Source organism: Paenibacillus rhizovicinus, assembly GCF_010365285.1.
GTDB lineage: Bacteria > Bacillota > Bacilli > Paenibacillales > Paenibacillaceae > Paenibacillus_Z > Paenibacillus_Z rhizovicinus.
In genome coordinates this window covers 6,240,430-6,262,578 of record NZ_CP048286.1, presented here as the reverse complement: position 1 = coordinate 6,262,578, position 22,149 = coordinate 6,240,430, and the positions used below count along the sequence as shown (strand labels likewise).

At 55.7% G+C, this 22,149-nt stretch carries 20 protein-coding genes; 4 read left to right on the top strand and 16 right to left on the bottom strand.

Annotated elements, in window-relative coordinates; genetic code table 11:
• Nucleotides 1–63: 63 nt before the first annotated feature.
• The 3 genes from GZH47_RS27915 to GZH47_RS27905 are packed head-to-tail and all read right to left on the bottom strand — an operon-like array spanning nt 64 to nt 2,463.
• Complete coding sequence (locus tag GZH47_RS27915; RefSeq protein WP_162644237.1) at nt 64–543, bottom strand: DUF309 domain-containing protein; 480 nt, start codon at nt 541–543, stop codon at nt 64–66.
• Nucleotides 544–1,347, bottom strand: coding sequence for a GTP diphosphokinase (locus GZH47_RS27910; protein WP_162644236.1), 804 nt, complete (start codon nt 1,345–1,347; stop codon nt 544–546). It lies immediately after the preceding gene.
• Between the two features lie 15 nt (nt 1,348–1,362).
• Nucleotides 1,363–2,463 carry a quinone-dependent dihydroorotate dehydrogenase gene (locus GZH47_RS27905; protein WP_162644235.1) on the bottom strand — a complete coding sequence of 367 codons (1,101 nt, stop codon included), beginning with the start codon at nt 2,461–2,463 and terminating at the stop codon, nt 1,363–1,365.
• Nucleotides 2,464–2,656: 193 nt separating this feature from the next.
• Here GZH47_RS27905 and GZH47_RS33895 point away from each other — a divergent pair, with 193 nt between their 5' ends.
• Nucleotides 2,657–2,797 carry a hypothetical protein gene (locus GZH47_RS33895; protein ID WP_192043551.1) on the top strand — a complete coding sequence of 47 codons (141 nt, stop codon included), beginning with the start codon at nt 2,657–2,659 and terminating at the stop codon, nt 2,795–2,797.
• 63 nt (nt 2,798–2,860) lie between these two features.
• Here GZH47_RS33895 and GZH47_RS27900 read toward each other — a convergent pair whose 3' ends face one another.
• The 6 genes from GZH47_RS27900 to GZH47_RS27875 all read right to left on the bottom strand — a co-directional run bounded on the left by GZH47_RS27900 (nt 2,861) and on the right by GZH47_RS27875 (nt 11,549).
• Entirely contained in the window at nt 2,861–4,288 is a 1,428-nt protein-coding gene (locus GZH47_RS27900; protein WP_162644234.1) for a L,D-transpeptidase, read from the bottom strand.
• Between the two features lie 101 nt (nt 4,289–4,389).
• Nucleotides 4,390–5,997, bottom strand: coding sequence for a stalk domain-containing protein (locus GZH47_RS27895; RefSeq protein WP_162644233.1), 1,608 nt, complete (start codon nt 5,995–5,997; stop codon nt 4,390–4,392).
• Between the two features lie 18 nt (nt 5,998–6,015).
• On the bottom strand, nt 6,016–7,890 hold the full coding sequence (locus tag GZH47_RS27890; protein WP_162644232.1) for a FecR family protein: 1,875 nt from the start codon (nt 7,888–7,890) through the stop codon (nt 6,016–6,018).
• Nucleotides 7,887–9,788 (bottom strand): adenylate/guanylate cyclase domain-containing protein, encoded by a 1,902-nt coding sequence (locus tag GZH47_RS27885; protein WP_162644231.1) that lies wholly within the window; start codon nt 9,786–9,788, stop codon nt 7,887–7,889. The genes GZH47_RS27890 and GZH47_RS27885 overlap by 4 nt, the downstream gene beginning before the upstream one ends.
• Before the next feature lie 168 nt (nt 9,789–9,956).
• Nucleotides 9,957–10,193 carry a ferredoxin gene (locus GZH47_RS27880; protein WP_162644230.1) on the bottom strand — a complete coding sequence of 79 codons (237 nt, stop codon included), beginning with the start codon at nt 10,191–10,193 and terminating at the stop codon, nt 9,957–9,959.
• 69 nt (nt 10,194–10,262) lie between these two features.
• Nucleotides 10,263–11,549, bottom strand: coding sequence for a DNA polymerase IV (locus GZH47_RS27875; protein ID WP_162644229.1), 1,287 nt, complete (start codon nt 11,547–11,549; stop codon nt 10,263–10,265).
• A gap of 192 nt (nt 11,550–11,741) precedes the next feature.
• On the opposite strand from GZH47_RS27875, the gene cimA reads away from it, so the two are divergent.
• Complete coding sequence (cimA, locus tag GZH47_RS27870; protein ID WP_162644228.1) at nt 11,742–13,355, top strand: citramalate synthase; 1,614 nt, start codon at nt 11,742–11,744, stop codon at nt 13,353–13,355.
• A gap of 67 nt (nt 13,356–13,422) precedes the next feature.
• On the opposite strand, the gene GZH47_RS27865 is transcribed toward cimA, so the two are convergent.
• From GZH47_RS27865 to GZH47_RS27850, 4 genes are all read right to left on the bottom strand, one after another.
• On the bottom strand, nt 13,423–14,205 hold the full coding sequence (locus GZH47_RS27865) for an ABC transporter permease (RefSeq protein WP_162645481.1): 783 nt from the start codon (nt 14,203–14,205) through the stop codon (nt 13,423–13,425).
• A gap of 10 nt (nt 14,206–14,215) precedes the next feature.
• Nucleotides 14,216–15,022 (bottom strand): ABC transporter permease, encoded by an 807-nt coding sequence (locus GZH47_RS27860; RefSeq protein WP_162644227.1) that lies wholly within the window; start codon nt 15,020–15,022, stop codon nt 14,216–14,218.
• Nucleotides 15,019–15,987, bottom strand: coding sequence for an ABC transporter ATP-binding protein (locus tag GZH47_RS27855; protein WP_318653431.1), 969 nt, complete (start codon nt 15,985–15,987; stop codon nt 15,019–15,021). The genes GZH47_RS27860 and GZH47_RS27855 overlap by 4 nt, the downstream gene beginning before the upstream one ends.
• Nucleotides 15,988–16,225: 238 nt before the next feature.
• Complete coding sequence (locus tag GZH47_RS27850) at nt 16,226–16,795, bottom strand: TlpA family protein disulfide reductase (RefSeq protein WP_162644226.1); 570 nt, start codon at nt 16,793–16,795, stop codon at nt 16,226–16,228.
• 143 nt (nt 16,796–16,938) lie between these two features.
• Here GZH47_RS27850 and GZH47_RS27845 point away from each other — a divergent pair, with 143 nt between their 5' ends.
• Both GZH47_RS27845 and GZH47_RS27840 read left to right on the top strand, forming a co-directional pair.
• Nucleotides 16,939–18,252: an MFS transporter gene (locus GZH47_RS27845; protein WP_162644225.1), complete on the top strand. Its 1,314-nt coding sequence runs from the start codon at nt 16,939–16,941 to the stop codon at nt 18,250–18,252.
• A 94-nt stretch (nt 18,253–18,346) separates the two neighbouring features.
• On the top strand, nt 18,347–18,838 hold the full coding sequence (locus GZH47_RS27840) for a M67 family metallopeptidase (protein WP_162644224.1): 492 nt from the start codon (nt 18,347–18,349) through the stop codon (nt 18,836–18,838).
• On the opposite strand, the gene GZH47_RS27835 is transcribed toward GZH47_RS27840, so the two are convergent.
• From GZH47_RS27835 to GZH47_RS27825, 3 genes are all read right to left on the bottom strand, one after another.
• Nucleotides 18,812–19,546: an exonuclease domain-containing protein gene (locus GZH47_RS27835; RefSeq protein ID WP_162644223.1), complete on the bottom strand. Its 735-nt coding sequence runs from the start codon at nt 19,544–19,546 to the stop codon at nt 18,812–18,814. The genes GZH47_RS27840 and GZH47_RS27835 overlap by 27 nt on opposite strands.
• A gap of 21 nt (nt 19,547–19,567) precedes the next feature.
• On the bottom strand, nt 19,568–20,638 hold the full coding sequence (locus tag GZH47_RS27830; RefSeq protein WP_162644222.1) for a DUF294 nucleotidyltransferase-like domain-containing protein: 1,071 nt from the start codon (nt 20,636–20,638) through the stop codon (nt 19,568–19,570).
• 125 nt (nt 20,639–20,763) lie between these two features.
• Nucleotides 20,764–22,134, bottom strand: coding sequence for an ammonium transporter (locus tag GZH47_RS27825; protein WP_162644221.1), 1,371 nt, complete (start codon nt 22,132–22,134; stop codon nt 20,764–20,766).
• Nucleotides 22,135–22,149 lie beyond the last annotated feature (15 nt).

Here is a 22,149-nt window from a genome sequence, read left to right as displayed (position 1 = left end):
CGATGATCGGAAACCGAATGTCGTCAGCAGCTATGAGCGATCGCCGGCAAACCTTCGCGGCTATTAATCATCTTCGGGATGCACGCGCCGGTCGTACGGGATTGCCGCAAGCGCTTTCGCAAGTTCGCGCAGCGTTTCGTCGACGACGACAAGGCGGAAGGCTTCGAAGGCAGGCGGTTCCGCTTCGCGGTCCGCTGCCGGCCTTCCTTCCGTATAAGCCCGAAGCCGGGCCAAACTGCCAGCCATGTCGGCGCGAAGCCGTGACAGATCAAGCCCCATCGTGTCGTCCGGATACGCCGTCAGCTTGTTTTCCGCTTGGGAGAACAGCTTGACCGCGCCGGTGAAATTATCGTTGCGCCAATGATGAAGGCCGACCGCGGCCTGCAGCAGTCCCTGATAGAGCGTGCTGCGGCCTTCTTCGAGCCACAGTTCCTCCATCACTTCGTGACATTCGAAATAATCCTCGTCGACGTTGAACAACACGACAAAATGAACGAATTTCTCGTCATACGGGTACGCCTGCGATGCTTGGGATGACGTCACTTACGTCGTTCCGCCCTTCTTCGCGCGATTGATCGCCACCCGGATCTCGTCGGACAGCCTCCGGATTTCGAACGCGTCTTCCTTCTCCCATAGTTCATTGAACCGCAGTTGGAATTGAACGGCCTCGCGCACGCGATTGAAGAAATACAGTTCCTGGATGTCGCTGAGCACGCTGGAGAACATGTTCGATTTCTCTTCGAAATCCCGCTGCGCGTCCAAGATTTCATTGCGAATGCTGGACATTTCCGTATCCAGCACCGATGCCGCCTCGGCGGCTTTCTTCAACCGGTTTCGCACGTCTTCCGGCAAACTTTCCTTATACTTATAGTTCAACGAATGCTCGATCGTCGCCCAGAAATTCATCGCCAGCGTACGGATTTGAATCTCCGCCAGCACGTTTTTCAAGCCGATCGCCGTTTGAACGGGATATTCGATAATCATATGGTAGCTGCGATAGCCGCTGTCTTTGAAATTCGTAATGTAGTCTTTCTCGTACACGAGTTTCAAATCTTTGCGCGAACGGATCAGCGCCGCTACGCGGTGGATGTCGTCCACGAACTGGCACATGATGCGGATACCCGCTATATCTTCGATACCGGTATCGATCTTCTCCATCGGCACCGACAGCCGTTTAGCTTTCTCCAGAATGCTGGAAATCTTCTTGACCCGCCCCGTCACGAACTCAATCGGCGCGTAGGCTTCCCGATTCTTAAGTTCCGTCCGAAGCGTCTTTAGCTTGACCTTCAATTCTTCTACTGCCTGCTCGTAAGGGTGTAAAAATAGTCCCCAGTCTCTTCCGTCCATCCGGCCGCCTCCTGTCTATGACCGATGATCTGCTCCTATTGCCTCCGCAATCGATGCGAATCCGTCTTTGCGCAGCAACGCTTTAAGTCCTTCCGTCAGTTCCCGAAGCAGCTCCGGGCCTTTATAGATAAGCGCCGTGTAAATTTCAACGAGACTTGCGCCTGCGCGAATTTTATCGTATGCATCGGCTGCCGTAAAGATGCCGCCAGAACCAATAATGGGCAGTTGTCCATTCGTCAGACGATAAACCTCGCGTACAACCTCCGTCGAACGGTCGCGCAATGGCTTGCCGCTCAAACCGCCGGTTTCCTTTGCGTTCTCATGCCGCAAGCCTTCCCGGCTGATCGTCGTATTCGTCGCGATTATGCCGTTCACGCCGCTCGCTACGATCGTCTCGACGGTATAGGCAAGCTGCTCTTCCGTCATGTCCGGCGCGATTTTGACAAGCACGGGCTTGCGGGCGGCGCCGCTCTTGGCGGCCTGAACGCCCATTTCGTCCATGACCGTGGTAAGCAGAAGCTTCAGCTCGTCGCCATGCTGCAGCGCGCGCAGGTCCGGCGTGTTCGGCGAACTAATGTTGACGACGAAAAAGTCGCCGTATGTATACAGCTGCTGCAGGCAAGCGCGGTAATCCTCGTGCGCCAGCTCGTTCGGGGTTGTCTTGTTCTTGCCGATGTTGACGGCGATCGGAATCCGCCGCTGCGTATCGCGGGAAAGCCGTTCGGCCATGGCCGCCGCGCCTTCGTTATTGAAACCCATCCGATTGACGAGCGCTTCGTCGCTCGGGAGACGGAACAGCCGCGGCAGGTCGTTGCCGACTTGTCCTTTCGGCGTGACCGTGCCTACTTCGGCAAAACCGAAACCGATATTGGCGAACATATCGACAGCCTTGGCATTCTTGTCCAGTCCGGCCGCAAGACCGACGGGATGGGAGAAATGCAGCCCGAACAAATCCATCGCGAGCTCCTTTGATTCCGAAACGCCGTACATGCCGCGCATCATGGCGGGAATGCCCGGAACGCGGCTGGCCGTGTGCAGGCCGTCAATCACCATGTGATGGGCTTTCTCGGCATCCATTCGGAAGAAATAGGGCTTGGCAATTTTGGTATACAACAATGAAAAGTCACTCCGTTCTTCATGTTAGCTCTATCGAACAGTTTAACGTGTCGGACACGAAAAAGAAAGAGTCGACGCCGCTTCGTCTTCCTCGGCACGACTCTTAATCGCTTTACAAACAGTTGTCTCCCTGTAGGAAAACGATTACAATAGTAACATATTCTCATTTCCCGTGAAAGAAAGGTTGATCCGTATGAGCCAAGCCAAAAAAAAGCCGCCGATCATGAAATCCAAGCAAAAAGAAACCGTTAATAAGAAAGCGCTCATCTGGATCGGATCGATCTTTGTCGTCATCGTGATCGTCATGACCGTACTGCTTATTCTTGACAAGTAAGGTTGCTCGTTAATCAACCTGCCGGGATACGACCATGTCGATTCTCGGTCAAGCCTAGGGGCCTTAATCAAGCCATTTGTAAACAACAGCGGAGTTCGTCTCGTCCTGGTCCGGCTGCAAGCGGAAACGCTTTGCGACCGGTGCCGCAGCGTCGGGAAGAACGCCGCTTTTTATTGTGACCATCGTCCCAAGGGGCACCAGATCATAGAGCTCTTCAAGATCCTTCCGGTTCATCCGGATGCAGCCATGCGATTCATCCTTACCGATGCTATCGGGATCGTTCGTGCCGTGAATCGCGTACAGCGAATTCGAGAGCGTCATCCCCCGGCTGCCGAATTCGCTGTCATCCCGTCCGTTGGGATTGCGAACCTTCTCGCTGATGGCGAAGCTTCCGGCCGGCGTCTTGGCTCCGCCCAGTCCTACCGTATAGCTGCGGACGATCACGTCCCCGCTCACGACGGCAAGCTGATGATTGTCCTTATCGACGACGATCGAGAGCGGTTCCTCCGGCAGCGGCGACTCGCCGGCAGCCGAGGAAGCGGCGCCGGCTGCCGCTCCTTTGGTCGTCGAATCCGCGGCAGCAAGCTGCTTCCCGGCTCCCGCTCCGTCATCCGAACCAGCTGCCGAAGCCGCTTCCGATTGCATCGCTTTCAGCAGCGGCGCGAATAGCTTGCTCATCGCTTCCGAACGGCCTGAAAGCACGTTATTCGGATAAGGCCGAACGAGATCTTCGAGCTTGGCAGGCCACGCCTTCATCCGCTCGCGATAGTGCGCGATGGCGCTTGACAGGGTCCATTTCTGCTCCTGACGCTCGCTCCAGGTTCTGTAGAGCGTTCGCGCTTTCGCATCCTTATCCGGCATGCAGTCGCACGCTTTCGCGTCCAATAGGCCGATATCAGCCTGCCCTTGTCCGTCCTGTTTCGCCGTCTGCGCCAGCAGACGGGTTTTCCCCGTCCACTTGCGCCACTTTCCATCCTGTTCCAGACTGACGGCAAGCCCCTTCCCGTCACTTTGGCTTCCGCCTTGCGTCAGTACGCCGAGCGCCTTGCCGAGCATCGCAGCGTCGCTCCCGGCCGGTTTCACGAAGACGACTTTCAGTCCGTCATCGGGCGGCTTTGCCGTTACAGGGTTCGTATCCGTTACGGACTGCAGCGCCTCGTCCGACCCCGCATCGTCTCGGGCGGCGCCCGGGACGATTAGCAGCATGAGCGCGGCAAGCAGGAGCACGGACGCCGAAGCCCGCAGCGCTAGCATGCGGCGCCGGCGTTTGCGGTTCCACTCGGCAATCAATTGCTGCGGTTCGTTAGCGAGCGGATGCTGCTTGCGTTCATAAGCATCGTAGATGCTGCCGGACTGCAGGAAACAGTAGTTTGCTTTCGCTTCCTTGCCTTCCTGTATATATTGCCTGCCCAGCAGATACCAGGCCATGCGGTTATCCGGATGGTTCTGTACGTAACGTTTGAGATAGTTCATGTCATCGTTTATTTCCATCTGGCGACCTCCTGTTTCCGACTCCGGTAGGTACTATATCGGCAGAAGAGCCGCCCGGATAATATCCGGACGGCTCTTTTTTCACAAATTTATTCCGTTTTTTACTCGCTGAACCGCTTGTCGCGCAGCAGCACGGCACGGATATCCGACAGCCATTGTACGTCCAGGCCAAGCTCTTCGGCGAAGAAACGAACCGGGAGGAACAATCGGCCTGCAGCGTTAAACGGAGCCGCACCGACGTTCAAGGTTTGCTTCGTTCCTCCCTGTGCCGACTTTACGACCGACGACGATCCGGCCGTCATCGTGTAAGTCGTCGTTCCCAGACGCAGCGTCGTTTGGCCCCCGGCATATCGCACGTCGTAGCCGAGTTGCTCCGCCAATACTCTTGCCGGAGCATAGGTGACGCCATTCTTGATGACCGGATTGGCGTCGCTCTGCAGCAGACGGGTTCCATACAACAGATTAATGGTTCCGTCCGTCTTGAGTCCTGCAGGCGCATGGTAAGGAGCGACGAGACGAATCGTGTTGCTTCCGCTGTCCGCTACCGCGATCGTGCCTTCCCCGAGCCATCGGACATCCGTCGGCTTATTCAACAGCGCGCCATTGGCGGCAAGTCCGTCCATGCGTCCTTCTTCACCCGGCGTGCCCGCTATCGTGGACACGACGCCATGGAATAAATAGCGGATCACATGATTCAGCGAATCCGCGATGAGCAGGCCGCCTTCCGGAGAAAGATCCAAGCCGCGCGGCGCATGGAACTTCGCCGTTCCGGCAACGCCATCCGCAAAGCCGCCCGTTGCATAAGGAGCGTTCGGACCGTATACGACGGCCGCTCCCGCCTTGCCTCCTGCGACCGTCGTTACGGTACCCGCCGCGAAATCGATGTAACGAATCATGTCGTTACCCGAATCGCTGACGTACAAATTTCCTTTGTCATCCAGCGCAAGACCGCTAGGTTCATTGAATTTCGCTTTTGCGATCGGGCCATCCGCGTAATCGCCGCCTTTGGCAACCGAACCCGGCACGTATTCAACGATTCTGGACGAATGCGCGTTCAGCGTCGTTACGACGCCGTCTTTGATTTGCCGGATCGCGTGATTGAGCGTATCCGCGACATAGACGACGCCCGACTTGGACACCGCAATATCGAGCGGACGATTGAATTCGGCCTTCGTGCCCGCTCCGTCGGTATCGCCGATCAAGCCGTCGCCGGCAATCGTCGTCACGTTGCCGTCTTGATCGATTTTGCGAATCGCGTTGTTCCCGGAATCGGCGACATACACATTGCCTGTCTCGTCCTCCGCCAGCCCGGACGGGCCGTTGAAGACTGCTTCATCGACGGGGCCGTCAATCAAACTGCCTAGGGACGCATTCAGATCGTCGTCGCCGATATTCATGCCCGCCGCCGTGCTCGCCTCGCCGGGCTGCAGCAGTCGAAGCAGCTGGTTGCTCGTGTCCGCGATCAGGAACATTTTACCCTCGTCGCTGTACAGCAGCGAAGTCGGTCCCCGGAAAGCCGATTCGGCCGGCGTACCGTTAAGCAAGCCGTAAGCGCCCGAGCCTGCGATCGTGTGTACTTCGTATAACGGTTTCAGCGCTACGACGGAATTCCGTTCGTTGTTCGCAGCGGCATAACCCGTGCTGACCACAGCACCGAGCAAGACTGCGGCTGCTGCGGCCGAAACCGTGATTTTCGAAATTTGCCTCATGGGAAGGTTATCCTCTCGTTAAGTAGTCATCGGCTGCACGCGAACGGTTAAATCCGGCCCTGCAGCGATGCCGATTGAATCGCCGTTCGCGCCTATCGCCGCAATGGAACGGATATGGAACGGCACCGAGATCAAATCTTCGGCCCGCGGCGCCTGGGTTCCGCTCGACGGATACACCAGGAACGGAAGCTTGACCATGACGGTTCCGTCGCTGACGATCGAGGCATCCCCGCTGAACTTCGCGACCGAGTAGATCAGCCTGGACGTCGTTGTTCCATTGATGATCCGGTAATCATCCACGCTGTTCTCTTCGGTGACATAGGTACGCTCCGGCTTGACTTTAAATCCAGGCGCTCCCGCCCGATATTGAAGCGCGGTTTCCGGATAGGAGAACCTATACTCGTCGAAGGATGCCAGCCGACTGTCATATTCAACTTCGATTTGATAGCCGAGAATCGGCTGCGCTGCGGCGAATCCGCTGAATACGACATTCAATTCGAGCGGCCCCCCGGCTTGAAGCGGCGAAGTCTCCAACGCGGAATCGCTGAATTTCAAGCTAGCCTTCGCAGTGCTTTGGGGCGCAGTCGTTCCGGTACTCCCGCCAGTGCTATTGGAGGAACTTTTGCCAGGGGTAATCGGCGGCAGTCCGTTGTTGATCCGGTTCTGATTAAAAGCCTGCAGCTCCGCATCCGAAAGGCCTTGAGCGTATGCAAGCTCAGCCGCGTTCTGCAGCTCCTTTTCCCTTTGCTCGTTCTGCTTGCGCAGTTCTTCCGCTTTCTGCTTTGCCAGCAAAGCGGCATTCGTTTTTTGGAGGAGCGCATCTTTGGCTGCTTTCTCGCGCGCCGCCTGCTCTTCTTTTTCTTTCAGAAGCTTCTCGAGCAGCTCCTGCTTCTTTCTTTCCTCGGCCGTCAAATCGAGCTGCTTCGCGATCGAAAGATCAATCAGCTTGCCGCCGGCCGCTTCATTGATTTTATCAATAACGGATGTATCGATTTTGTGCTGGGACAGCGCTTCTTGGGCGATCAACGAAACCAGGTTGTTCAGATTCTGCTGAAGGCGCTCCAACTCCGCTTGGGATAACGTTTGGCCCCCGAAGCCGCCATTGCCGGTCCCCGTTCCGAGCGACTCCTTCGCCTGCTCCATCATCCGCGAATTCTCTTCATTGATCGATTGCGCGCTGGACAAGATCACCCTGATGATATCCGGCGAAGCATTCGACACGAAGCTGCTCAAGTCAATGATCGACGACTGGGTATGAATGCCGTCCGCATCCATATACTCGGCCAGCTGCTGCGCGGAATAGATGACTTGCGTTCTATCGATCGCGGCATCGGTCGACTCATCCAGACGATTGTCGTTCGTCCGCGATTCGACGACTCCGGCGGCAAGGAACAGCTGCGTCAGCCCGGTAACCGGATCGACGCCGACGTAAAACTGCGTGCCGCGGACCCCCATGATGGACGTCGGCGTTTCGACCTCGAACTGATCGCTCGCGTTCGATACCGATTTGACTTTGACCCACAACGAGCCGGCCCAGATGCTTATTTTCGTCTTGGTGCCGCCGCTGTCTTTCAACTTCGAGAAATCAACGACGGAATTGGCCGCAATGGTCACGGTATCCTTATCCGCATTCGCGCTCGCCAGCTCCAGCACCGCTCCGCCGTCTTTGCCCGTCGTGATCTGATCCCCCTCGTTCAAGCTCATATTCTTGAATGCTTTGAACGGCTTCGCTCCTCCCGACTTCATGACGGTCACGCTGCCCTTCAACGACTGCACGATCGCGACACGCATGATCTGCGCGGATGCATGCTTGCCAGCGAACAACGACGCGGGCCCAATGACAAGCAGGAAGCATATGACCGCGATCACCGTGCGGAAACTGCTATTCCTCATGCTCCTTCTCTCCCCTCAAGTTCCCTAATCCCACTGGATGATGTCGGTTCCGCCTGCCCATGGACTTCCGTTACCGGCACGGGCCTCTCTTTTCCTTTGACCTTGATGTCTCCTATGAATGCCGTCTCGAACTGCCCGGAAACGCGGTTCAACGTCTCTTCGCTGATCAGAATCTGACCCGGTCTAGCATTCGATTCCAAGCGGGCCGCCAAATTGACCGTATCACCGATGGCCGTATAGTCCAGCCGCAGCATCTGCGAGCCGATATTGCCGACGACGGCAGGTCCGCTGTTGATGCCGACGCCGAACCGGACCGGAACGCCGATTTCCCTTAGGCAGCGCTCCTCCAGTTCCGCCGATTGCCGCTTCATTTCCAATGCTGCCAGAACGGCAAGCTCAGGATGATTCGGCTGCGAGATCGGCGCTCCGAAGATGGCCATGACGCCGTCGCCGATGAACTTGTCCAGCGTCCCGTTATATTTGAACACCGCTTTCGTACAAATATCCAGGTATTCGTTCAACACCTGAATGACCTGCTCCGGCTCCAATCTCTCGGACATCGGGGTAAAGCCCCGGATGTCGACGAACACCACGCTGATATCCCTTCGTTGTCCCCCGACCTTGACTTCTTCGCCGGAGGCGAGCATTTCGTCCACGACCGTTCGCGGGACGAATCGTCCGAAAATATTCGTGACCCTTCCCCGTTCCCTGCGCTCCGTGACATAATGCTGAACGACCGACCAGATCAATACCGTCGTCATCGCCAAGAACGGATACGTAAACATGATCATGACGGACTTGAGCTGATAAAGCTCGATCCAGGTCACGGTGTACGCAGCCGCTAGCGCGGCGTAGGCGATAAACGACTTGTAGCCGGTCACCCGGCTGAAGACGAGAAGCGAGAGCAGCGTTAACAGCGCGATCAGCCCGTAATTGACGGACGGGCCGGATTCCGTGAAAAACTTGCCCGCCACGAGAGACTGAATCATGTTGGCATGGATTTCCACCCCGTACATTTTGAGCGTCGGACTAAGCGGCGTTAAGTACTCGTCCTGCAAGCCCGGCGCGAACGGTCCGATGAGCACGACATCGCCTTGATAATAGTCGGCAGGCACGTTCCCCGTTAAGACATCGATGAAGCTTTGAGAATCGTAGCCCGTATCCGCGCTCATCTCTTCTCTCGGTTCGGTGTAAAACTGCGTTCCGAGTTGATTCCGCGCATCGACCGGAAGCCGTTTGTCTCCCCGATACCAGCCGTTCTTATCCGCGTTCCATGCAATTTGATGAGACGCATCGAGCAAATAGTTCGCCAGCTTCACGCTGAATGCCGGAATCATTGCGCCGTCGTTGTCTTTCAAGCCGACGGTCAGCTTACGGACCGTTCCATCGTTGTCCTGCAACACATTGATATGGCCGATTTGTCCGGGGCCCGCGCCGATGGTGCCGGCCGGGTAAGAAACGGACTCTGTCTTAAGTTCGCCGGCATTGTCCTGTTTCGCCTTGAAATTGAAAACGACGGGAAGAATAACGTTCGGATACTTCTTCATCGTCTCCGCCATCAAGGCGTCGCTTCCCGGATCGCTTCCGGGCTCTGCGAGCACGACGTCCAGCGCAACCGCTTTCGCGCCCGCATCGCCAAGCATGCCGATCAATTGCGCATAGAGGCCGCGGTCCCATGGAAATTGCCCCAGTCCGTCGAGGGAAGCCTGATCGATCTTGATCAGCTTGATGTTCACGTTCGGCGCCCGTTCCGCATCCGATTGCTTCGTTACCTTATCCTGAAGCACCGACTCCAGTTGATTCAGCGTCCCCCCTGTTCCCAACTGGCTCAAGAATGACCAGAAGAGACCGATCAACACGCCGGCAAATGCCGTAACGATCCATTTGCGTCTTCGCATACATGCCCCCGATTCTCTTATTCGCGCTGCCAGAAAAAGGCTGTAAACTCTCTATCATTCTAGTTTACGTTTACAAGCATTGGCAATAACATAATGTCGAATAAACAAGAAAAATCCCATCCCCTGTCGAAACAGGAAATGGGATTTCGGGTTCGCGTTTATGCGATTTTAGTAGTTAAAAGCCGAGTCTGCGATTTTGATGGAGTCCGTAGGGCAGCCGTCTGCAGCATCTTGCAAATCATCGTACAGATCCTCAGGAATTTCGGTGTTGCCATGGTTACCGTCGTTGCCGAAAATAACCTCTGCCAAACCTTCATCGTCATAGTCGTAAATGTCCGGTGCCGTTGCTCCGCATGCTCCGCAAGCAATGCACGTATCTTTCTCAACCCAAGTAAACTTCGACATCGTGGTTCCCTCCTATTAGTGGTAAGTTAGCAAAACTTACATTATGTCCTACATTAAAGCGATCAACCCTCACTCATCACTATATAACATATGCTCGTCCCTTTGCAAGGATGTCCCGCGAATTCGTTTATTGCGTATTAGCGCCGACGGATCGTCCCCGAGCATGCCCGCCGTAAGCACCGCATCCTCTCCGAATTTGTCTCTCAACCTATCCATCGCCTTCGTCAGCGCCTCTTTCTTCGGCTGTTCGCTATAATTGAATAAATCCAGCTGGACCGCGGTTTCAGACTGCAGCGACAGGTTCTGGAGCGTGATGCCCAGCAACCGGACGGGCTCGCCTTTCTTCCAATGTTTATCGAACAGCTTGCAGGCTTCTCTATGAATATCGGCCGCGGAATCCGTAGGCGCTTCTATTGTAATGGAACGATTGATGGTACTCATATCCGGTCTCCGGATGACGATCTGAATCGTCGTGGCCACCATCTTCTGATGTCTCATCCGCCTGCCCGTCTGATCGGCCAAATTGAGCAGGATTCGGTGCGCTTCTTCCCGGTCGGTCACGTCCTTGGGCAGCGTCGTCGTATGTCCGATCGACTTGTTGCGGCCCCGTTCCGCATTGACGGGCGCGTAATCGTAGCCGTGCGAAGCCGCCTTCATCCACGAGCCGACGACGCCGAAATGCTTCACTAGCGTAGCCTCGTCGGCAGCCGCAAGCTGGCCGATCGTCCGGATGTTGAGCTTCGTCAGCTTGTCGGCCGTTTTGCGCCCGATGCCGAACAGCATATCGCACGGTTTCGGCCAGAGCAGCTCCGGCACGTCGCGAATGCGCAGCACCGTGAATCCGTTGGGCTTTTGCATGTCGGAGGCCATCTTCGCCAGTAACTTATTCGGGGCGATGCCGATGGAACAGGGCAAGTTCCACTCCGTTCGGATCCGCTCTTGAATGGCATGCGCGATTTGGAGCGGTTCGCCGAATGCGGACGAGCCCGTGATGTCCAAGTAGCACTCATCGATCGATACGGCTTCGATGAGCGGCGTGTATTGGCTGGCAATCGACATGAAGCCCCTGGAATACAAGCGGTATAAGTTGAAATCGGGACGAATGAGCATCAAATCCGGACAGCGCCGGAGTCCTTCCCGCACCGTCATCCCTGTCTTGATGCCCTGCGCCCGCGCGGCGTACGAAGACGTCACGATAATGCCTCTCCGCTGCTCGACGCTTCCTGCGACTGCCGTCGGCTTATCTTTGTATAAATGAGGTTCTTCTGCCTCGTGTACCGAACAATAAAAGGCATTCATGTCCAAGTGAAGGATGACACGGCTTTTGGGAGGTACCGTTTCCCGCTCCTTCGTCATCGCAGCCAACATCCTTCCTTCGAAACACCGAACTTATGATCGTATTTCAAGCATACCAACCGGATGCCTGGCGAGTCAACTTTCCCTTGCGGGCACTCGCATCCAACATTTACGCCCCGCTCTTCTAATGGTATAATAAAATATTATGACTAGAAGGTTAAAATGGTTCTAAGGAAGGGGGCTTTTGCATTCATGGGAAACACAATCTCCATCTTCGACACAACGCTTCGAGACGGCACGCAGGGAGAAGGCATCAGTCTTTCCGCAGAGGACAAAGTCAAAATCGCCCAGAAGCTTGATTTGCTAGGCGTTCATTATATTGAAGGCGGAAATCCTGGCAGCAACAGCAAAGACATCGAGTTTTTCCAGCGCGTTAAAGGAATGAAACTGAACGCGAAGCTGACCGCTTTCGGCAGCACGCGGCGGAAGAACAGCATCGCCGATCAGGACAGCAGCCTGCTGCGCATCGTGGAATCCGGCGTTCCTGCAGCAACGCTTGTCGGCAAATCGTGGGACTTCCACGTGCATACGGCCTTGCAGACGACGCTTGAAGAAAATCTGTCCATGATCTACGATTCCTTCGCCTTCTTGAAGCGCAAAGGCGTCGAAGCGATCTTCGATGCCGAGCATTTCTTCGACGGGTACAAGCATAATCCGGAGTACGCGCTAGCCGTGCTGCGTAAAGCGCAAGATGCCGGCGCCGATTGGATCGTCCTATGCGACACGAACGGCGGCACGCTCCCTACGGAGATCCATACGATCGTGTCTCGCATCTCCTCCGAGCTGAGCTCGCCTATCGGGATACATACGCATAACGATTGCGAGCTCGCGGTAGCCAACACGCTTGCAGCCGTACAAGCCGGCGCACGCCAAATCCAAGGCACGATCAACGGATACGGCGAACGCTGCGGCAACGCGAATCTATGCTCGATCATCCCGAATTTGCAGCTCAAAATGGATTATCGCTGCATCAGCGACGATCAATTGCACTCGCTCACGAAGACGGCGCGTTATATCAGCGAAATCGCCAATGTCCATATGCCGGTGGCGCAGCCTTATGTCGGGAACGCGGCTTTCGCCCACAAAGGCGGCATTCACGTTTCGGCAATCATGAAAGATTCCAAGACGTACGAGCATATCCAGCCGGAGCTCGTCGGCAATAAGCAGCGCGTGCTCGTCTCCGAGCTTGCCGGCCAGAGCAACATTATTTCCAAGGCGCAGGAGCTTGGGCTTGATATTAACTCGAATAACGAGAAGACGAAACAAATCATGGAACGAATCAAGGATTTGGAGCATCAAGGCTACCAATTCGAAGGGGCCGACGCCTCGCTCGAACTGCTGCTTCGCGACGCATTCGGCGAAATGAAAGAGATTTTCAAGCTGGAATCGTTGAAAATGCTCGTCGAGAAAACGAACGGCCACGGCATGAACGCCGAAGCGATCGTGAAAGTGAACGTCGACGGACAGCCGGTCTACATGGCCGCCGAAGGCAACGGGCCCGTCAACGCGCTCAACAACGCGCTGCGCAAGGCGCTGGAGCAGTACTATCCGACAATCAACGACTTCCATTTGTCCGACTATAAAGTTCGCGTCATTGACGAGAAAGACGCAACGGCTGCTAAAGTCCGCGTTCTGATGGAATCGACAGATTTCAAGAACACGTGGAATACGGTCGGCGTATCCAACAACGTTATCGAAGCAAGCTGGGAAGCGCTCGTCGACAGCATCCGCTACGCGCTGCTGACGAAAAGCAAAATCGATTCGCATGACGAGCCCCGGGAACAACTCGGTCTCGTGAATCATTAAGACTTGCTGCTCGAACGCATCATAAATCATGAAGGGGCTGCCGATCTCGGCAGCCCCTTTTGTTTCGTTAAGATCCAGTCGACCGATAATGCCGGACGCCAATTCGCCAAACGAGAAGGCAAGGCACGATGAACAGGAATCCTACCAGCGGGGTCAACGCGTAGAGCGGTTGATCCGCCCCCTCCCGCCCGAGGATATACAACAGCGGCAAATAGTTGACGCTGCCGAACGGAATGACGAAGGTGAAGAACCTTTTGACCCATTTGCCATAGATGCTCAGCGGGTACTGCGTCATTTCCCGGCCGCCGTCGGTGAATATGTTGACGATCTCAAGGCCCCGCACCGTCCAGAAGCTGATCGAAGCGGCGACGATGAAAATCCCCGTGTAAATGACCGTTCCGCTAATGATCATGAAGACGAGCGCGAGCAGCCGGAACGCCGTCCAAGCGACATCGATATGGCCGGAAGCCCATACGAGCAGAACCAGACTAAGCGCCAGCCTGCCCAATCGCGCGAACTCGAACTTGGAGCCAAGTACCTGGACGACCGTACCGCGCGGGCGAACGAGCAGCCGGTCGAAATCGCCGCTGACGACCAGACTCGCGAACCCGTCGAAACCGCGCGCGAACGTCTCGCTGAGCGAGAAGGCCATCTGGGTCACCGCGAAGCACAGCGCAACCTCGTAGAAATTCCAGCCTTCCAATTGACCGAACCGGTCGAACATGAAGTATACGCCGGCGAACGTCATGAACGGGGTCAGGCATTGACCGACCAAGAGCATCAAGAAGGAGCCGCGGTATTGCAACTGCGACTTCAGAATGAGCAGCATGTACTTGAAGTATAGTTTCATCGCCCCCATCTCAACCTCCCTGCACGACGATGCGCCGCAGCGCCCGGCCCATGGTGAATTTGCCGATGGCGACCAGCGCCGCGAGCCAAGTCAATTGCCCCGCCAGCCCCGTTGCCGACTCGAGCTTCGTCAAATCGCCCGTATACACGCGAAACGGAAAGTCGGCGGTCCAGTGGAAAGGCAGCACATATACGATTTGTTGCATCCATCCCGGCATCAGCGGTACCGGAATGATCAAACCTGCCAGAAATTCTCCGAAAATGCTGAACATCAAGAGCGAACCGCTTGGCGACATGGTGACGAACACGGAGATATAGATTAGCATGGACAGCGATACGATCATAAGCAGACCGACCAGCAAGGAGACGAGGAAGAACAATAGCGTAATCGGGTCAGAAGGAAGTTGCAGCCGGTAAGGCTCCGGCAGGAATAGGGCGATCAGGAGAATCGGAAAACAACGCAGAAGCGCACTCGACAACCGCTGCGCCAGCAGCTTGGCGAACCAGAAGCCGTAAATGCCGCATGGCCGGCATAACTCGTAAGCGATGTTGCCGCTCGTAATCAGCTGGAACAGCTCATTGTCCCGAAGCCACAGGATGATAAACGCCAGAAACGCCTGTTTGAGCCAGCTGTAGGTGATCACTTGGGATAGTGTCATCGGGGGTTGGTTGGAAGCATGCGCATAGAACGCTTCGAAGACCATAATGAAGACGAAACCGAAGAAAAACTGCGTGCCGATTCCGGCAAGCGCTGCCGTTCGATATTGAAGCCCCATATTGATTCGCAGCTTGAAGACGGATAAGTAAGCCTTCCTCATAGCTGATACTCCTTGTACATCTGCACGATGATATCCTCGATCGGCTGCGTGTCGATCGCCACGTCGAGCAGCTCGACTTGCGCGGACAGCCGGGTGATCGCCTCCGAAATCATAACCTGCTCGGTGTCGACGCTCAGAATGGCCCGCTCCGGCGTCCAAGACAGCAGCGTCGTGCCGGGAATATCGAGCGGCCGGCTGTTCTCGTGGTAATCGGCGGTAATCGTCCGTCTCGAACCGAACCGGCTTCGCAGCCCCTGCACGTTACCGTCGTACAGCAGCTTTCCTTTGCCGATCATCAGGATCCGGCTCGCCAGCGCCTCGATATCGTTCATATCGTGCGTCGTAAGAATGACGGTGACGCCCTTTTCCTTGTTAATCGTCTTAATGAACTGGCGTACCGCGATTTTGGATACCGCGTCCAGCCCGATCGTCGGTTCGTCCAAGAACAAGATACTCGGACTGTGCAGCAACGAGGCAGCAATCTCGCATCGCATGCGCTGCCCAAGGCTTAACTGCCTGACGGGCGTCTGAATGATTCCTTCGAGATCGAGCGTCTCCACGAGCAGCGCCAGCGATGCTCGATATTGCGTCTCCGGTACGTTGTAAATGTCCCGCAACAGCTCGAACGAATCGAGCACCGGTACGTCCCACCAGAGCTGCGATCGCTGTCCGAACACGACGCCGATGTTCCTCACGAACGGCACGCGATCCTTCCAAGGGGTATAGCCGTTAATGACGCAGGAGCCGCGATCCGGCACCAGAATGCCGCTCATGACTTTGATCGTTGTCGATTTGCCCGCGCCGTTCGGCCCGATATAACCGACGATTTCGCCGGGCGGAATCGAGAACGAGATGTCCGACAGCGCATCGACGGCCGTGTACTCCCGGTGGAACAGCGACTTGATCGCATGCTTCATGCCCGGTTGACGTTTCGCCACCAGGAACGTTTTGCTTATTCCTTCCACAGTAATCAATTTCCTGTACCTCCATATTTTTCAGTTTGTTGAAAATGACAGGGAAATGAATATACCACCAGCTGTAAACGCTGTCAAGAATAATTTTCGCAAGGAGGCCAGCGCATCGATAACGGCAAGAAACCGAAAAAAAGCCCGGCACGCCTGATGGCGGACGGACTTTCGGTTTGATTGCTTCATGGTCTAACGCATGAGAGACGCCGGTTCTACAGCGGCATCCCCGCTTGGATCATGTCGTCGAATTCGCTGCTTTCTCCTCGACCTCGGCATTCACCCATTTGTCGATGAGCGCCTGCCATTGCGCCTTCTTGATGACGCCCTCGACCCGCTCCCTGACGATCCCGTTGCTGTCCACCAGCAAGCTGATCGGGAACGAATTGATTTTGTACAGCTTCTGCGCGGTGCCCTTCCGATCCATCAGAATCGGGAATGACAGCTTCTGCTGGTCTACGAATTCTCTCGCCTGCCGCTCTTTATCGATGCTGGTCGCGTTGATCCCCAGAATTTGAAGCTTGCCGCCGTATTCCTTGGCCAATGCTTGAAGATCCGGCGCTTCCATCTCGCAAGGATAGCACCAGGACGCCCAGAAGTTAACCAACGTCAGCTTCTCCTGCTTCCCGCCAATGGCAACGTCTTGATCTTTCAAATCAGGCAAGCTCAGCGTGGGAGCGGTAAAACCCGGCTTTGGCAGCATGTCCGACGAAGCAGCCAAGGCTTCGTCATGCTTGCCGTTATTTTGATAAACTGCCGCACCCGCCAGAATAAGCACGATGACGAGCAATACGATGGAACGTTTCATGTTGCGCCTTCTTTCCAAAATTTGTCGATTTGCGTTGCGTTCACTTTCTCTATGTTACCATGATCCAGAATGACACCTCAAGTTCAAGGGCACATTATCCACGAGACCGCTCGGTCAACTCATGGGCTTGGGGGCAAGAAACAATGAAACAGCAGACGAAAACCCGCGGTACTGCGGGCAGTCCCGGCAAGCTGCGGACGACGGAGTCCGGCGGCTCCTCCTCGAAATCGAAACAGAACAGCAAGGGTGGCAGCAAATGGCTGGAATACGTCGCGCTCGCGACCGTCCCCCTGGTGCTGGTGCTCGGCAATTCCATGCTTGTGCCGATCCTGCCGGAAATGGAGCGCAAGCTTCACATCTCTACGTTTCAAGCCAGTCTCGTCATTACGTTATTTTCCGTCGCGGCGGGACTGATTATTCCGATCTCCGGCTATCTATCCGACCGTTATTCGCGTAAAGCCGTCATTCTTCCCTCTCTTGCGCTATACGGTATTGCAGGCATAGGAGCAGGCATTGCGGCAGTCATGCACGCTTATGGATTTCTCATCGCCGCCAGAGCACTGCAAGGTATCGGCGCCGCAGGAACGTCTCCGATCGCCATGGCGCTTGTCGGCGACAAATACAAGGACGGCGAGGAAAGCGAAGCGCTGGGACTTATAGAGGCTTCTAACGGAGCCGGCAAAGTGGTCAGCCCGATCATCGGCTCATTGCTCGCGCTGCTCACTTGGTACGCGCCTTTATTTGCGTTTCCGGTCTTCTGCGCGGGTTCGTTTGCCGCCATGCTCTTCCTCATTAAAGAGCCGAGCAAAGAGAATAAAGAACAGGCGCTGCCCATCAAACAATACGTCAAGGATCTCGGCAAGGTTTTTCGCGAGAAAGGGAAATGGCTGATCAGCGCTTTTGTATCGGGCTCGCTGGGCTTGTTTATTTTGTTCGGCGTCTTGTTCCGTCTCTCCGATCTGCTGGAGAAGGCTCCTTATAAGATCGATGGGGTGGCCAAAGGCGGCATACTGGCGATTCCGCTGCTGTTCTTAGTCATTACCGCGTACATTACCGGACGCAAAATCAAAAACAACGGCAAGCTGATGCGCATCCTCATGATTACGGGGCTGGCCGTCATGGGCGCCGCTCTGGCCGCGGCCGCGTTCTTGCACAAAAACATCTACGCCCTAATCGGCTTCGCGGCGCTCAGCAGCCTTGGTACCGGCCTTCTGCTGCCCTGCTTGAATACGCTCATTACCGGATCGGTCGATCGGCAGCACCGCGGCATGGTTACCTCGCTCTACAGCAGTCTGCGGTTCTTCGGCGTCGCCTTCGGTCCTCCCTTGTTCGGCTGGATCGCCGGCAAATCCGATACGCTGCTGTACGGCATCGTATCCGGTCTGTCCGTCGCGGCGCTGCTCATCATCGTGTTCCTTGTCCATCCGCCGAAGAAAGCCGGAGACGCGCCTGGCTGAATGCTGGGGGCGGCGCTATAATGGACGTATGCAATATTGAATGCATATCCATATGCATGCAATATTGCCATGCAGCCACGGAAGGAGAATCGCCATGAGGCCGCCCCCGATTCATGCCTCGCTGGAACCGCAAGCATATCGCAGGCTAATTGAGGCATGCATGAACGCGCTGCCCGATGAAGCATGCGGCGTGTTAAGCGGCTCCTTCATTGTCGTCGATCAAGAAGATTCCCGCGGCGACGCAGCATCGATAGCAGCCGAATCGCTGATGATCGCAGGCGTTCATCCTGTCCGCAATACAGCGGCCAACCCCGCGAGCAGATTCGCTTTCGACCCGGCCGATTGGGTTCGCGTCCTTTACGACATGCAAAGAAACCGACAATCGCTTGTCGGCTTCTATCATTCCCATCCCGCATCTTTGCCCGTGCCGAGCCCGGCCGACCGGGAAGGCCTTCCGGGACAGAATGCGGGCACCTCGTACTGGATCGTCGCTCCTCATCACCCGACCCGCGGTACGATCGTGCAGCCCTATTGGCTGCAAGACGAGACCTTCTCGCCGCTAATGCTTGCTCAGATAAGCATATAAGTCCCCTAACGTTACCACGTTCCGATCCAGCATGCGCCTTAGATAATGCAGCCAAAGCTTGGCCGTCATGACCGAGTCTTCGAGCGCATGATGCCGCTGCGCGATTTCAATGCCCGACTGCTCCAGCAATTCATCCAGATCGTAATGGGAACGCCCTGGATCGAGCCATTTGGCCACCATCATCGTATCCAGCACGCGGTGGGTCAAATTCACTTTCGACGTACGCCAGAGCGCACTGTTCAAGAACTGCTTGTCATGCCCGCTGGCATGCGCGATCATCAGCCTTTTCCCGACGAACTCCATAAAATCATGCAGTACCTGCATAAGATCGGGCGCGCCCTGCACCATTTCGTTCGTAATCCCGGTCAGTTCCGCGATATGCTTCGGCACTTTGCGCTTCGGATTCACCAAGCTGTAGAAGGTCCGATCTTCGATCAACTGCTCTCCCTTCAGGATGACCGCGCCGAACGAAATGATTTCGTCCCCGTTGGTCGGGTAGAAGCCGGTCGTCTCCAAGTCGAATACGACGACCTCCATTTCGGATAGCGGCTGATCCATGATGGAATCTTTACGCTGCTCTTTGGACATGGAACGGATAAACGCCATTTGCTGCGCGTTTTGAGCTCCCATCATGGAAGCCAGCGCAGGCGTGATGCCGCCCATTTTGTACAGATGCCACATCCGGCCTACGCCTTTTTGTTCTTTCATGCTATTCCCCTCCGGATGAGCCTAAATCCGGCCTGAAGCTCGCTTCCGAACCCGTTTCTGCAGCTTCTTCACGGTGCGAAGGCCGGCTTTGAGTTCCTCGATAAGTTCCTTGGTCAGACGGGTATTGGGCAGCTTGCCGTTATTGGCATAGAATCCTTCTTCCAGCTTGACGGTCGTCATCAGGCGCAATCGCAGCAACAATCTAAACGCCTCGGCATATTGAGAACCTTCCGATGCGTCCAAAATCCCTTTGTCCGTCAGCCGTTCCAGACGCGCGATCGTCGAGGTCTCGCTTATACCCGCTTGTATGGCAAGAAGCCGCACCGCATTAACCATCGGGATATACGCGCCATATTTCAAATCAAGACTGCCCGCATCCTCGCCGTAATGCTCTTTGAACAGCTGCCCGAATACGCCGACCAGCACTTTGTGGCGCATCGTGTTGTTCAGCATACGCTCCGCAATCCGTTCATGGTCGAGCATCTTCTGGAAGAAGCAGCTCTTCAGTTCTTCGCCAATCTCCTGCGATCCCGCCACGATCCGGCAGTCCGCCACGATGAGCAGGTACCTGACCCGCTCCCAGTCCGGCTCCCGAAACCAAAGATCCAATTTGGACTTCCATTGCGACGACGATTGGCTCCATAGCGGATTCGAGCTGACGACCTCGCCTTCGCAAGGCGGATAGCCAAGCTGTTCCAGCAAATGTACGACCTTCTGCGACAAGAGTTCGAAATAACGCGCATTCCGCTCAAGCTGCGACGGCTCTTCCGGATCGGCATAGATCAACCCGCTGTCTTGATCGCTCGTCAATGTCTGTTCCGCTCTGCCCCCGCTGCCAAACAACAGATACGCATAAGGCACGGGCGGGGAACCATGCCCCAGCCGTGCCATTTGCTCTTCCGAGAGGGCGACCGCGCGCTTGATCATCGCGTCGTGTACCTCGTTCAGATCCGTATAGAATTGTTCGATCGTTTGTTTAGCGAGCAGAGCTTCCATATGCTCGTGGATCTGATCCCGCAGGCCGCGAAGCGATGCCGCATCGTCACTTCTGCCGATACGCGCAAGCAGCTGCGCACGGATCGGGTCGCTCATGCCGTGCTCACCTCAATGTCAGGATATCCAAGATGAACCTGCGGCACCGGCCGTAGCGGCGTCGCAGACTCATCCTTTCTCTCTATATCGGAATATATGCTCTGCTTCCTATAGATGATGGCGAATTACATGTTTTGTTGTGCTTTCTTCATTTGTTCCGGATATCCGAACGTGCCATGCTCGGAAAGGTCGAGACCGATGATCTCTTGCTCTTCCGTTACGCGGAGGCCCATCACCACTTTCATGATGCCGAGCAGGATGAAGGATGCAACCAGCGTGTAACCGCCGCATACGACGACCGATTCGATTTGCACCCACAGTTGATGCCAACTGCCCGTGTCAATCAAGCCGCCGACGCCGACATTCAACTTTTTGGCCAGCACGTCTGTCGCGAAGATACCGTTCGCCAACGTCCCCCAGATACCCGCTGCGCCGTGTACCGACAGTGCGTAGATCGGATCATCGACTTTGATTTTCTCGAAAAATTTGGTGCTGAAGAAGACCAGTACACCGGCTACCAAACCGATGACTACCGCAGCCCACGGATCAACGAATGCGCATGTAGCCGTGATGGCGACGAGGCCGGCAAGCGCGCCGTTCAGCGTCGTTGTAATATCGGCTTTGCCGTTCACGAGCCAGGAGATCAACATTGCGGCAACCGCGCCGCCGGCAGCGCCAAGCTGCGTGTTGAACGCGACGTAGCCGAAGAATCCGTCGCCTACGCTAAGTGCGCTCCCTGCGTTGAAGCCAAACCAGCCTACCCACAGAATCAATACGGACAGCGCGCCGAATACTTGGTTGTGACCGAGAATTTCGTTCGCGGAACCGTCTTTATTGAAGCGGCCGATCCGCGGTTTCAATAGGACCGTTGCGGCGAAGGCGGCAATGGCGCCCGTTAAGTGAACGACCGTAGAGCCTGCATAGTCTTGTGCGCCTTTCGTGAACAACCAGCCGGAGGAGCTCCAGATCCAGTGCGAAATGACCGGATAGATAAGTGCCGTGAACAAGACCGTAAACACCAGATAAGCGGAAAGCTTAGCACGTTCGGCGAAACCGCCCCATGCGATGGAAAGCGATACGGCCGCGAAAGCGAGCTGGAAGATGAAGAACACGGTCGTCGGAAGCGATTCGCCCTCGCCCGCTGCTACTGAAGGGGAGAAGAATGCGCCGCCCCAGCCGATGAGATGGCTGATGGAATTCTCGGCGTTGTCTGAGCCGAAAGCGAAAGCATAACCGACTGCCCAGTAAACCAAGGTACAAAGTCCTACCGTAAATATCGTTTTCCCTGCAATGTGACCCGCATTCTTCATTCGTGTCGAGCCGGATTCCAGAAGGATAAAGCCGCCTTGCATCAAGATAACCAGGATGGCTGCTACAAGAACCCAAATCGAGTTGAGCCCCATATTCAGCGTTGCTGCGGAAGGATCATCCGCGAACGCCAATGCCGGAAATAACAACGATAGAGCACCTAAAGACAAAATCAGCTTCTTGACCATTACGACCACTCCCTA